This is a genomic window from Anaerocolumna sp. MB42-C2, from assembly GCF_030913705.1.
In the GTDB taxonomy this organism is placed as follows: Bacteria; Bacillota; Clostridia; order Lachnospirales; family Lachnospiraceae; genus Anaerocolumna.
The window spans coordinates 1,912,792-1,926,475 of record NZ_CP133190.1 but is presented as its reverse complement, the minus strand read 5'-3'; the positions used below and the strand labels follow the sequence as shown (position 1 = coordinate 1,926,475).

Sequence of the window (13,684 nt, the reverse complement as noted above, 5' to 3'; positions counted from 1 at the left end):
AAAAATGGTAATAACTAATAAAATATATAAAATGCTTGAAATATAATTTAAAATATGTTAAATTAAATTTAGATAAAGTTTAGTTATTTAAATTATCGGGGAGGTAATTTGAAATTAAACGGAATCGATATCAAGTGCGCACAAAATAATATGAGGTAATTTAACTTTTATCAAGGGAGGACAACCATGAAATCACAAAAAATAACAGCATTATTATTGGTAGCCATTATGTTACTTTCAAGTCTTTTAGCTGGGTGCAGTAAAGGTTCTTCAACTACAACAGAAAATGTTAGTACGGGAGAAACTGAGTCATCCAAAACAGAGACAACACAAACAGGCAGTACAGAGGCAAATTCCGGGGAACCTGTTGAAATAACATTTTGGACATTATCAACCAGACAGGCTGCAGTAGATCCTATTGTGGAAGCTTTTAATGCAGCTAATAGTAATATAAAAGTTACTGCTTCCTATTACGATACCGATGGTATCAAAAATACTTGTAAGGTAGCTGCTACTGCTAATACTCTTCCATCTATGTGGTTCAACTGGGGAGGAAGTTTAGGTGGTTTTTATGCTGAAAATGGACTTACATATGATTTGACCGAATATGCGAAAGAGCATGATTGGGCAAACAAATTCAGTGCAGGTGCACTAAATCTGTGTCAATTAAGCAATACCTTAGCAGGATATCCTACCAGTTACAATGCGTTAGGAGTATATTATCGTAAAGATATCTTCGAGAAATATAACATTGCAGTACCAACTACTTTTGAAGAGTTTGAACAAGCCTGTGCGACATTAAAAGAAAATGGTATCGTTCCTATTTCAACTGCCGGTCTTAATGGATGGCATGTTATGAGATTTGTAGAATTATTGATTGAGCATTACGCGGGTGCAGAACTTCATGATAAATTAAGTACATTCCAGGAAAGCTGGAATAATGATGCGGTTATAAAAGCTTTTGCTAAATATCAGGAATTCTGTGAGAAAGGTTACTTCCCGGAAGGCTTTGTAACGGCTGACCCTAATGATACACTGATTAATATGGCTTCAGGAACCGCTGCTATGGACATCCAAGGTCAGTGGCAGGATGGTAAGATAATACAGGATGGAGTAGATATAAACTTATTCTCCACCTTTGCATTTCCATCCGGTGGTACAAACAGATTATCTTCTTTTGCTGAGATGACTCAGTTTAATAAAAATCTTAGTCAAGAAGAATTAGATGCTTGTATAAAATTTATGGATTATTATTATAGTGAAGATAATACTAAAAAATATGCGGAATATTATAATTTACCACTTCCTTTCAATGGAGCCTCTATGCCGGAAGGACAACCAAACGTAGAGCAGATAATTAATACAAGTAATAAGAACGGAACCTTTACTATTACCGATCAGGCTCTTCCCACTGAAGTTGCAGATGTATTATTTAATGCACAGGATGCGATGGCGTTTGGAGAAATGACTCCGGAAGAAGGAGCTGCCAATATTCAGGCTGCTATTGAAGCATACAACAACAAATAAAGGTTTTAGAGGTTTAAAGTAAAATAACTAAATCCATTCTGGGACAGGGACGGTTGCAAATAATCGGTTTTGATTTTTTGCACTATCCCTGTAATCCGGTATTTTCCGGGTTATTTAGTATGACTTTCTTTACCTGACTGGAAAAAAGATTGAAAGAAAATATAAAAGTGAAAGGACGCCACAGTAATGATTCTTTCAATCTGTTTTATTTAGGCAGTACCGCAGACCAGTTTGCGGTAGGCAATGGAGATAAGAGTGAAAGAAAATTTTGAAAAGAAAAGGTTCCACTGTGATTCATTCACTCCTTTTTATTTGTGGCAGTATCGCAGGCCTGCCTGCGATATGCAATGGGTGTAAAATATGAAAAGAGAAAAGAAATTTGATTTTAGTGCATATGCCTTTTTGATTCCGGCAGGTATTATTTATCTTTCCGTAATCGTTGTACCAGTCTTCTATTCGTTGTATATCAGTTTATTTAATTGGAACGGTATTGGGAAAATGAAGTTTATCGGACTGGAAAATTACTTAAAGCTGTTTACAGAGGATAAAGTTTTCTTTACTGCACTAAAAAACAATTTAATATGGATTGTATTGACTATACTGATGACTATGACCGTTTCATTGGGGTTTGCATTGCTGCTTAATAATCAATTTAAAGGAAGAACGTTCTTCCGGGGTTTTTTTTATTTTCCGTGTGTTATAGCGCCCATTGCAGTAGCTATCATCTGGAGATGGATTTATAATCCTAATATCGGATTTATAAATCAATTTTTCAAAGTTTTGGGAAGTGACTTCTCACAAAGTTGGATTTCCAATCCAAAATATAGTTTATATGCAGTATTTGCCGCATCCCTTTGGCAGGCGGTGGGGCAGCCCACACTTCTTTTTTTAGCAGGCTTGCAGTCCGTGTCAATTGATGTTTTAGAGGCGGCTACCATTGATGGTGCCGGAGACATAAAAAAATTCTTTTATATTACAGTTCCTTTAATGAAAGAAACTTTTGTAATTGTAATTGCAACATTAATAGTATCGGCGATGAAAGTTTTTGATGTGGTTCAAGGTTTAACAGGAGGAGGTCCTAACAACTCCACCCAGATGTTATCTACTTATATGTATTCGCAAACGTTCCAGTATAATAATGTAGGAACCGGAACTGCAGTGGCTTGCGTTATGGTTATTATGATGTTGGTAGTTATTGTTCCATATGTATCATTTACGGCAAAAGAAAATTAAGGAGGACAAGAATAATGGAAGGAAAACAGAAAAAAACAGCAAAAAAGATTGTACATTATTTGGTCTTGATAATATTAGCCTTAATTTGGATTGTACCCATGTTTACTTTAGTTGCTACGGCATTAAAGAGTAAACAGGATTTTTACAGCGGAATCAGTCTTTTTAAACTGCCGGATAAAATTGCCTGGAGTAATTTTATTAATGCAATAATAAAAGGCCGTCTGTTCACCTACATGAAAAATGACCTTATTGTAACCTGTTTAAAAGTACCTTTAGGGATCTTTATAGGTGCGTTGGCTTCCTTTGCTTTAACCCGATTAAAAATTAAACACAGAACAGGACTTTTTATATTTTTTCTGATTGGGATGATGCTGCCCATGCAAGCAGCGTTAGTGCCTATTAATGTAATCTATAGTAAATTAAAACTACTTAATACCTATTTTGGTTTGTTTTATGTATATGTTGGTTTTGGTATTTCATATGCAATATTGATTTTAAGAGGGTTCATGAACGGAATCCCAAAAGATATTGATGAAGCTGCTTATATTGACGGATGCAGCAAGTGGCAGCTTTTTATACGAATTATTTTTCCGATTTCCAAACCGGCGGTGGCAACTCTATTGATTACCGATTTTTTGGCAACCTGGAATGAATATCTGCTGGCAAGTGTCATTATCAATGATAATGCGAAAAAAACGATACCGGTTGGATTGATGACATTTGTAGGAGAACATGGAACGGATTATGGATATTTGTGCGCCGGAGTTCTCATATCCGTAATTCCTGTAATAATTGTATACTTAATATTTCAGCGTTATTTTGTGGAGGGTATGGCAGGAGCGGTAAAATCATAATTGTATAGCTAGGAAGGATGAGATAATGAGAGAGATAAATTATGTAACAACGGTAGAAAAGTGGGATGTTTTTGAAGTGGCCGTGTCTGGTCATTCTGAAAATAATCCGTTCACCGACTATGATATTCAGGGAAGATTTTGTAGCAAAAATGAAGAAAAGTATGTTGACGGTTTCTATGATGGAGAGGGTATCTATAAAGTAAGATTTATGCCGTCTTTTGAAGAGACTTATACATTTGAGATAAAAGGAAGTTTTTCAGAAGAAGTGTACCAGGGGTCTTTTATGGTTACAGCACCGAAGCCGGATAATCACGGGCCGGTAAGAGTAGCTAATACTTATCATTTTGCTTATGAAGACGGTAGACCGTATTATCCTGTGGGAACTACATGTTATGTATGGAGTCTCCAATCGGAGGATTTACAGAAATTAACCTTACAAACACTTTCAGACAGTGCATTTAATAAAATACGTTTTTGCATTTTCCCAAAACATTATGATTATAACTTTAATGAGCCAATCAGTTATCCATATGAAGGAACACCTTGTGATAATTCGGTTTTAACAAAAGAGAATTTTCAGGAATATGTGGGTTGTGCGCCCGGTAACAACTGGGATTACAAGCGTTTTAACCCAAAACATTTTCAACTGTTTGAGAAGAGGATCAAAGATTTAATGAATCTGGGTATCGAAGCAGATATTATTGTTATGCATCCTTATGACCGCTGGGGATTTAGCATGATGACTAAAGAGGAGGATGATTTATATTGGAATTATGTCATAGCCAGATTCAGTGCCTATCGAAATGTCTGGTGGTCTCTAGCTAATGAATATGATTTAATGTTTCATAAAAATATAGAAGACTGGGAACGTTATGCAAAAATAATTTGCCAAAAAGATGTTTATAACCATTTGCGCTCCATTCATAACTGCAAACCATTTTATGATTATACCAGGCCATGGATTACCCATTGCAGCATACAACGCCAGGATATATACAAAACAGCTGAATATGTGGAGGAATGGAGAATTCGTTATAAGAAACCTGTTGTGTTAGATGAGATTGCCTATGAGGGTAATATTCAGCATGGATGGGGAAATATCAGCGGACAGGAACTTGTACGAAGATTTTGGGAGGCAGCATGCAGAGGCGGGTACGCCGGTCATGGGGAGACTTATTTAAATAAAGATGGTATTTTATGGTGGTCCCATGGCGGAAAATTACATGGAGAAAGCCCGGAAAGGTTTAAATTCTTATTAAACATTTTAAAAGAAACTCCTGGTCTTGGCTTAGCGCCAATGGAAGCAAAGTGGGATGAAGTAGCAGCAAAAGTGGAAAGTGTACCTTTTTACGATGGCGGTTATTATTTATATTATTATGGTTTTAACAGACCATCTTTCCGGGAATATTATTATGACGATGTACATACATATGAAGTTGAAGTCCTCGATACCTGGAATATGACCATAACCAATGCCGGAAAATTTAAAGGGAAATTTACTATTGATTTACCGGGAAGAGAATATATGGCAGTTCGTATTCGACGTGTAGTGGTAAAATAAAATACTATACTATTTTTGTGGACAAAAGATTCCATTACCTGGTCAATTTCTGCTGTTATTGATTAAAGAATCTGTTTGTGCTAAAATATAATTTATTTTATGACACTACATTTATTATATTACTGAAAATAAGTTTATTTATTATTTTCCGGGGAGATTATATGCAGAAATTTTATCAAACAGATAGGCTTTGCTTAAAGATACTGGATCAATCCAGCGCAGACCAGGTATTGGATTATTACAGGAGAAATAAAGATTTTTTGGAAGAATGGGAAGCAGAAAGAGAGGAATCTTTTTATACCTTAGCTTGTCAGGAAAAACTATTGGAACAGGATTTAATGGATATGGACCGCAATGTGTCCTTAAGGCTCTGGATCTACAAGAAAGAAGAAGCTGATAAAGTAATCGGAACAATTGCATTTACCAATATAGTAAGAGGCGTTTTTTTATCCTGCTTTCTTGGGTACAAGCTGGACAGAGATGAAATCAATAAAGGCTTTATGACAGAAGCAGTAAGCAGGGGAATTGAAATTATGTTTCAAGATTATGGACTTCACAGGATTGAAGCTAACATTATGCCTAAAAATGTATGCTCCTTAGGTGTGGTAACCAAATTGGGATTTTATAATGAAGGAATAGCGCGAAATTATTTAAAAATCAATGGAAAATGGGAAGATCACATACATATGGTTTTATTAAACGACAAGGATAGGATTAAATAAGGAAGAAAGGATGCATTAGTTAAATATATAATTTTATAATATAGTAATTTTATCATGTATGGGCCATTGAAATTAAAAAATTTCTCAATGGCCCATTTTATGTTAACAAAGAGTATTTTATAATTTATTTATGCTTTTTGATGGGAACACAATTAATTTGTCGGGAATATATTATAGTACAATATAAATAAATTTGGTTTAGATTTATTATAAATCCTTTTATAATTGTATTTTGCTGGAGAGGAGGATATGTGATGAGTATAGAAGGAATCCAGAAAACTATTGCAGAGCAAAAAAAACAGCTTGACAAAACAGCTGAAGAATTAAAAACGGTTCCGGAAGATATAAAGTCAAGACAGCAGAAAATACTTGATCTTGTAAAAGATGAATTAACAGCCATAGAAAAAGAACTGGATAAATATACCGATAAAAGATAGTGATTAATCTGTTAATGAGAGTTTCAGGAGTTATTGCAAAATATAGCAGCTTTTGCAATAACTCCTTTGTTTAATTATTTCCGTCAGGCAGCATTTGTTTCAAATACATTACTTCCATTCTTCAGCTAAAATTGCATATTCGTAAGCATCTATCCAGATAGGATTATTTTCTTTGTCCATTTTAAAATACCTTAAATTACGGTAGTGGCCTTCCCGTCTCATATGTAAACGTTCCAGAAGTTTCCAGGATGGTTCGTTTTTTGTATCACACCTGGCAATTATACGTCTTGCATTAAGATTATGAAAGGCATAATCCATAATAGCACGGGCACTTTCCGTAGCGTAACCATATCTTTGGTAATCCGTATGAAAGACATAACCGAGTTCCCAAGTATCAAAATCCTGCTTTTCAAAATAAATATTTCCGATCACTTTGTTATTCTCTTTTAATATAACCGCCCAAAAAGCATCGTTAACGGAACGGTTAATTGCTTCCTGTTTGCTTTCTTCTTCCGTATAGGTTTCATAAGGTTCGAATCTTACCACATTTTCATCGGAGAGATATTCGTATAAATCTTTCCAGTCTTCAGGTCTGAATCTGCCAAGTCTTAGCCTTTGCGTTTCTATTTCTTTCATCTTCTATCTCCTTTATTCTCGAATTCTATAGGCAATTGGAAACAAAATGGTTTTTTGAATCTGCCATACAATTAATACCTGTTTCTATCAAAAGCAGGAAAAGAAACTTCCGTTATGTTTATTATAATCTTTTAAATTATAACAAGCAAAAGAAATAATAATTATAGTAATTTTTGCCTGGACTTTATTTAGTCATCAAGTTAAAATAATAAATAGTTTGATAAATTGAATTTTAAGAAAATAAATTATAAAAATTTAACGGTACGAAAGGAATAAAGTAATAAATGAAATCACTATTTTTAATTTGTATCATATATTTTGTCACTATTAATTTTGCCAGTTTCTTAGTTATGGGTGCTGATAAGCAGAAAGCCAAGAAAAATCAGTGGCGAATAAAGGAGAAAACACTTTTTACTTTAGCAGTAATCGGTGGAAGTCTCGGTTCCATCTTAGGAATGTTTTGCTTTCATCATAAAACGAAACATTGCCGTTTTGTGATTGGTATGCCAATAATATTGATTATACAGGTAATACTGATTATTTTTTTGTTCTCTATATAATATTTGATTGTGACACCCAAATCTTATTATATAATGAAGGAATGCTTACATAAAAATTTATATGGTAGATAAGTAAATGACACATTGAAAACATTACCGGTCTAAGGTATAATAAATTTAACGCACTAAAGCTGTGATGTTTAAACGCTTTAAACCGTAACACAGCAAAGCGTAACAATTATTATATAAGGAGAAGGTATATGGAGTACATAATCTGCTTAGCTGTTTATTTAGCAATCATGATTGGGGTTAGTATCTATTCAAAAGCTCGTACAAAAAATGTCGATGATTATGCTTTAGGGGGGCGTTCCATTCCATCATGGATGTCGGCATTCTCTTATGGTACGGCTTATTTTTCTGCGGTTATTTTAATCGGTCATGCAGGTAAAAATGGATGGACCTTTGGACTTGGTGCATTCTGGATTGTAATCGGTAATTCATTGTTAGGTACCTATTTGGCCTGGAAAGTACTAGGGACAAGAACGAGAGAAATGACACAAAGACTGGGTGCCGCCACTATGCCTCAATTTCTTGGCATTCGTTACAAAGATCCGAAACTTAAGATTATCTCATCCCTGATTATTTTTATTTTCTTAGTTCCTTACGCAGCTTCTGTTTACAAAGGTTTGGGATATCTGTTTCAAATTACATTCAACATGAATGAAAGAGTCATAATGTTAATTATGACGATAATCACGGCCTTGTATTTATTTGCCGGAGGATTTCTTGCTGCTTCCATTGCTGATTTTATTCAAGGTATTATTATGATAATTGGTGTTTGCTTATTAATTTATTTTATATTGGCAGCACCCGAAGTGAATGGAATTACACATGGTATAGAGGGTTTAAATAGTATAAACCCGGATTTAATTAAACCATTAACAAAAGGCACCGTATTGCCTATTATATCTCTGGTTATAATGACCAGCTTAGGAACTTGGGGACTGCCGCAGATGGTCAGCAAATTCTATACCATAAAAAGTGAGAAATCAATACCCGCTGCAAAAATTGTTTCTACCATATTTGCAGTAATCATCACAACAGGAGCGTATACCATGGGCACCATGAGCAGATTAATACTGAAAAATGATGAAAGTTTATTTACAGTAAATGGTAAATTGGTTTATGATAAAATAGTACCAATGGTAATTAATCATACACTTCCAAAGATCGTTATCGGAATCCTGTTAGTCGTTATTCTGGCAGCCTCCATGTCAACTCTGGCCTCTATTGTGCTAGCCTCCAGTACGACGTTCGTTATGGATTTGATTAAACCTATAACCGGTGATAAATTAGACGATAAAAAGACAGTTACCCTGCTTCGGATCTGCTGTATCCTATTTGTAGTTGCTGCTTATTTTTTGGCTACAGGTAACAGCCCGATATTAAGTCTGAATTCTCTGTCCTGGGGAGTGGTGTCCGGCTGTATGCTGGCTCCGTATTTATTGGGTCTGTATTGGAAAAATGCTACAAAAACGGGTGTGTATGCGAGTATAATATCCGCTATACTTATAATGACTGGAGGAGTTTTAAAATATTCTATCAACAGTCCTATGATTACGACGATAAGTGCTTGTTCCATGATAATACCCATACCGGTATTATATGTTGTAAGTCTGGTTACGAGGCTTTATGAACAAGCACATATTGAATATATTTTTAACAAATCCGAAAACATGGAGGCTGATTTATAATGATTTGGGCAAAAGAAGAGAGTTTGCCAAGAGCTGAACTTAAAGAACTTCAGCTGGCAAGGTTAAGAGAAACAGTGGAGCGGGTATATGAAAAGGTTCCGGCTTATCGTATTAAGATGGATGAAATAGGAATAAAACCGGAACAGGTTCAAACACTGGATGATTTAAAGAATCTGCCATTCACCAATAAAAAGGATCTAAGAGATAATTACCCCTTTGGCTTATTTACAGTCCCCAAAAGCGAGCTGGTACGTATTCATGCTTCTTCCGGTACAACAGGGAAACCTACTGTAGTAGGGTATACGAGAAAAGATCTGAAAGTATGGACTGAATTAGTCACCAGAATTGCGGTGTTAGGCGGAGCTGCAAAAGAAGATGTAGCACAGATCTGTTTTGGTTATGGGATGTTCACAGGCGCTTTGGGACTTCATTATGGGTTGGAGAACTTAGGAGCCAGCGTCTGTCCTACTTCATCTGGTAATACACAAAAACAGATTATGTATATGAAGGATTTTGAGACCACGCTGCTGGTTGCCACCCCCTCTTATGCTTTACATATAGCAGAAGTTGCAAAAAATATGGGGATTGATCCGGCAACGGATTTAAAAGTTAAAATAGGTTTATTTGGTGGCGAAGGAATGACAGAACCTATGAGAGAAGAAATGTATAAACTTTGGGGACATGATATGAAAGTGACCCAAAATTACGGTATGAGTGAGTTAATGGGACCGGGCGTATCAGGAGAATGCCTGGAACTAAATGGTATGCATATTAATGAAGACCATTTCATTCCAGAAATAATAGATTCGGCAACAGGTGAAGTATTACCCCCCGGTTCTAAGGGTGAATTAGTTATTACCTGTATTACCAAGGAAGCACTCCCATTAATTCGTTATAGAACTAAGGATATTACGAGACTTATGTATGACTCCTGCAGATGCGGCAGAACTACGGTACGGATGGAGAACTTATCCGGCCGTTCGGATGATATGCTGATTATAAGAGGCGTTAATGTATTCCCTTCCCAGATTGAAGAAGTACTGTTAAAAACTTCTGAAATCGGACCTCATTATGAAATTGTTGTAGATAGAAAAAATCATCTGGATACCATGGAAATTAAAGTAGAATTAGTAGACGAAACTTTACTTGAATCCTATTTTAGATTAGAAGAATTAAATAGAAAGATTCATGGTAATTTAAAAGTGGTTCTAGGGTTGGATGCTAATATTAAACTGGTTGCTCCAAGAAGCCTGCAGCGCTTTGAAGGAAAATCCAAGCGCGTAACGGACTTAAGAAATGAAAGCTAAAAAGCTTGAGTTTACCTAGAGGTTAATAATAAATATACACATGATAGGCAGATTGAGGTTTGTTTTGAAAAATTAGTTTAAGCCTCATTGATTGAAAGGAGACATTATAGTGAAAGACAAAGTAATTATGCTGGGAAATGAAGCATTTGCCAGAGGTGCCTATGAAGCAGGAGTTAAGGTTTCTGCGGCTTATCCAGGAACACCAAGTACGGAGATAAGTGAAAATATTATAAAATATAAGGAGATTTATTCAGAGTGGTCACCCAATGAAAAGGTGGCAATGGAGGTAGCCATAGGAGCGTCTATGAGTGGTGTTCGTGCCATGGCTTCCATGAAACATGTTGGGTTAAACGTAGCGGCAGATCCTTTATTTACCGTTTCCTATATTGGAGTAACAGGTGGATTGGTAGCAGTAGTGGCGGATGACCCTGGTTTATATAGTTCACAGAATGAACAGGATACCAGAGCAGTAGCAAGAGCCGCTAAAGTACCGGTCTTAGAGCCTTCCGACAGTGCGGAAGCAAAAGAATTTATGAAATTTGCTTTTGATTTGAGTGAAAAATATGACACACCGGTAATTGTACGCAGTACCACAAGGTTATCTCATTCCCAGGGTATGGTGGAATTAGGAAACAGGCTTGAACCGGAGGATAAACCATATGAAAGGAACACTGCAAAAAATGTTATGATGCCGGGAAATGCAAAAAACAGGCATCTGGTAGTAGAACAAAGAGAAATAGCGTTAGCAGAAGACGGATGCGAATTTCCGGTTAATAAAGTGGAACATCTGGATACCGGTATTGGTATCATTACTTCCGGAATTCCATATCAATATGTTAAGGAAGCATTACCGGAAGCTTCCGTTTTAAAATTAGGTTTGGTGAATCCACTTCCCAAAAAGCTGATTGAAGAATTTGCGTCAAAAGTTGATAAACTATACATAGTTGAAGAATTAGATCCAATAATTGAAGAACAGGTTAAATCCTGGGGAATAAAAGCAATCGGTAAGGAAATACTTACAGTTCAGGGTGAATATAGTGCCAATCTGTTACGGACAGCCATACTTGGAGAAAAAATAAAGTTAAATATGCCAGAAGAAGTACCACAGCGGCCTCCGATTCTATGTCCGGGATGTCCGCACAGAAGTGTTTTCTCTGTATTAAATAAATTAAAAATACATGCGGCAGGAGATATCGGCTGTTATACCCTTGGTGCAGTGGCTCCGCTAAGCGTGGTAGATACCACGGTATGTATGGGAGCAAGTATCAGTACCTTACACGGCATGGAAAAAGCCAAAGGTAAGGATTATATCAAAAACTGGGTGGCTGTTATCGGGGATTCCACTTTCCTTCATACAGGTATTAACTCATTAATGAATATGGTATACAACCAAAGTACCGGAACTGTGTTAATCCTTGATAATTCAACTACAGGTATGACCGGACACCAGGATCATGCCGCTACCGGTAAAACGCTGATGGGAGAGTCCACCTATTCAATTGATATTCAGGGACTTTGCAAAGCCATTGGAATTAATCATGTAATAGTAGTTCCCGCATTTGATACGGATTATCTGACAAAGGTTATTAAAGAAGAAACTACCAGGGACGAGATTTCCGTTATTATAACAAAGGCACCCTGTGTGCTATTAAATAAGAAAAAAATTACCAGCCAGTATAAAATTAAAACCGAAGTATGTAAAAAGTGCGGGATGTGCTTAAAACCCGGTTGCCCGGCTATTACGAAAAAAGAAGACGGTACTGCCGGAATAAATGAAACCATGTGTACCGGTTGTGGCTTATGTTATGGTTTATGCAAGTTTAATGCAATAGAGAAAGTAGAGGTGTAATGACATGAAAACTAAGAATATTATGATTGTTGGTGTCGGTGGTCAGGGAACTCTGCTTACAAGCCGTATATTAGGCGGAATAACTATGCAGGCAGGTTATGACGTGAAATTATCCGAAGTACACGGTATGGCTCAAAGGGGCGGAAGTGTTGTTACTTTTGTGCGTTTCGGTGAAAAAGTAGCAGAACCTATTGTGGAAGTCGGTCAGGCTGATGTGTTAATTGCTTTCGAAAGGCTGGAAGCGTTAAGATATGCTCATTTTCTGAAAGAAGACGGAGTTTTAATAGTAAATGATCAAAGAATCGATCCTATGCCTGTGGTAATCGGAGCAGCAGAATATCCGGATAATATTATTGAGAAACTTTCAAAAAAATTTAAGGTAGTACATGTAGATGCCCTTCATGAAGCACAAAAATTGGGTAATACAAAGACATTTAACATAATCATTCTGGGTGTAGCAGCGCAGCATATGAACTTTACGAAAGAAGAATGGCAGAAAGTAATTGAGAATACGGTACCGCCGAAAACGATAGATATTAACAAACAGGCTTTTGAAGTGGGATATAATCTTCAAACCCTTTCATAAAAGGAGGACACCATGATAAAACAACTCTCGGTTTTTGTTGAAAATGAAATTGGCAGTCTGGCGAAGATAACAACAGTATTAAAGGAGAAGGGGATTAATTTAAGAGCCATATCCTCCTTTGATTCTCCTGAGTTTGGGATTATGCGGATGATTGTGGATAAACCGGAATATACTAAGGAGATTTTAACAAGTAAAGGGTTTGTAGTAAAAATCACAGAAGTTTTAGCAGTAGAATTAGAAGATAAACCGGGAGATCTTGATCGAGTGCTGAATATTATTTCAAATTCCGGCTTAGCGATTAATTATATATATTCCTTTGTAATCAGGGACGGTAAAGCTCCGCTTATGGTAATTCATTTGGATAATATGGAAAAAGCTGATTTAACCTTAAGGGTAAACGGGGTTAAGGTAATAGATCAGGAGGATATAGTATGAAATAGAAAACTGCTATGCAGTTTTCTATCAAAATATAAGAATTCCGCCGGAGGGGCGAAATTTTTATATTTTCCTTGATTCAAATAACATTTGCGGTCGCTTAAGCGACCATGTTACGCTAGTATGAATAGTCTCGCTAAGAAAATGCGAGCCATTGGAAGAATAGCAAAAGAGGCTATTCTTCTGGATTTATGCCAAATATACTAATCTTAAAGTTTTAAGCTGGGAGAACATAGGTGTAAGATTGAAAGAAAATACAAGAAAAGAAAGGGAATGCCATAAA

13 protein-coding genes are annotated in these 13,684 nt (G+C 36.2%); 12 read left to right on the top strand and 1 reads right to left on the bottom strand.

The features are described from left to right. The first annotated feature begins 186 nt into the window (after positions 1–186). From RBU59_RS08655 to RBU59_RS08630, 6 genes are all read left to right on the top strand, one after another. On the top strand, positions 187–1,527 hold the full coding sequence (locus RBU59_RS08655) for an ABC transporter substrate-binding protein (RefSeq protein ID WP_308147478.1): 1,341 nt from the start codon (positions 187–189) through the stop codon (positions 1,525–1,527). A 360-nt stretch (positions 1,528–1,887) separates the two neighbouring features. After that, positions 1,888–2,760, top strand: coding sequence for a carbohydrate ABC transporter permease (locus RBU59_RS08650; RefSeq protein WP_308147477.1), 873 nt, complete (start codon positions 1,888–1,890; stop codon positions 2,758–2,760). A 14-nt stretch (positions 2,761–2,774) separates the two neighbouring features. Then, the gene (locus RBU59_RS08645) at positions 2,775–3,614 is read left to right on the top strand and encodes a carbohydrate ABC transporter permease (protein WP_308147476.1); all 840 of its coding nucleotides are present in this window, start codon (positions 2,775–2,777) and stop codon (positions 3,612–3,614) included. A 25-nt stretch (positions 3,615–3,639) separates the two neighbouring features. Next, a complete protein-coding gene (locus RBU59_RS08640) occupies positions 3,640–5,175 on the top strand; it encodes a DUF5605 domain-containing protein (protein WP_308147475.1) in 1,536 nt (511 codons plus the stop codon). A gap of 161 nt (positions 5,176–5,336) precedes the next feature. Beyond that, the gene (locus tag RBU59_RS08635; RefSeq protein ID WP_308147474.1) at positions 5,337–5,897 is read left to right on the top strand and encodes a GNAT family N-acetyltransferase; all 561 of its coding nucleotides are present in this window, start codon (positions 5,337–5,339) and stop codon (positions 5,895–5,897) included. Between the two features lie 254 nt (positions 5,898–6,151). Then, the gene (locus RBU59_RS08630; protein ID WP_308147473.1) at positions 6,152–6,334 is read left to right on the top strand and encodes a hypothetical protein; all 183 of its coding nucleotides are present in this window, start codon (positions 6,152–6,154) and stop codon (positions 6,332–6,334) included. 108 nt (positions 6,335–6,442) lie between these two features. Here RBU59_RS08630 and RBU59_RS08625 read toward each other — a convergent pair whose 3' ends face one another. After that, entirely contained in the window at positions 6,443–6,970 is a 528-nt protein-coding gene (locus RBU59_RS08625; RefSeq protein WP_308147472.1) for a GNAT family N-acetyltransferase, read from the bottom strand. 284 nt (positions 6,971–7,254) lie between these two features. On the opposite strand from RBU59_RS08625, the gene RBU59_RS08620 reads away from it, so the two are divergent. From RBU59_RS08620 to RBU59_RS08595, 6 genes are all read left to right on the top strand, one after another. Next, positions 7,255–7,530: a DUF1294 domain-containing protein gene (locus RBU59_RS08620; RefSeq protein WP_308147471.1), complete on the top strand. Its 276-nt coding sequence runs from the start codon at positions 7,255–7,257 to the stop codon at positions 7,528–7,530. Between the two features lie 200 nt (positions 7,531–7,730). Continuing rightward, positions 7,731–9,224: a sodium:solute symporter family protein gene (locus tag RBU59_RS08615; protein ID WP_308147470.1), complete on the top strand. Its 1,494-nt coding sequence runs from the start codon at positions 7,731–7,733 to the stop codon at positions 9,222–9,224. Next, positions 9,224–10,531, top strand: coding sequence for a phenylacetate--CoA ligase family protein (locus RBU59_RS08610; protein WP_308147469.1), 1,308 nt, complete (start codon positions 9,224–9,226; stop codon positions 10,529–10,531). Before RBU59_RS08615 ends, RBU59_RS08610 begins: the two co-directional genes overlap by 1 nt. Positions 10,532–10,640: 109 nt before the next feature. Then, on the top strand, positions 10,641–12,380 hold the full coding sequence (gene iorA, locus RBU59_RS08605) for an indolepyruvate ferredoxin oxidoreductase subunit alpha (RefSeq protein WP_308147468.1): 1,740 nt from the start codon (positions 10,641–10,643) through the stop codon (positions 12,378–12,380). Between the two features lie 4 nt (positions 12,381–12,384). Further along, complete coding sequence (locus tag RBU59_RS08600; RefSeq protein WP_308147467.1) at positions 12,385–12,966, top strand: indolepyruvate oxidoreductase subunit beta; 582 nt, start codon at positions 12,385–12,387, stop codon at positions 12,964–12,966. Positions 12,967–12,978: 12 nt separating this feature from the next. Beyond that, positions 12,979–13,401: an ACT domain-containing protein gene (locus RBU59_RS08595; RefSeq protein ID WP_308147466.1), complete on the top strand. Its 423-nt coding sequence runs from the start codon at positions 12,979–12,981 to the stop codon at positions 13,399–13,401. Positions 13,402–13,684 lie beyond the last annotated feature (283 nt).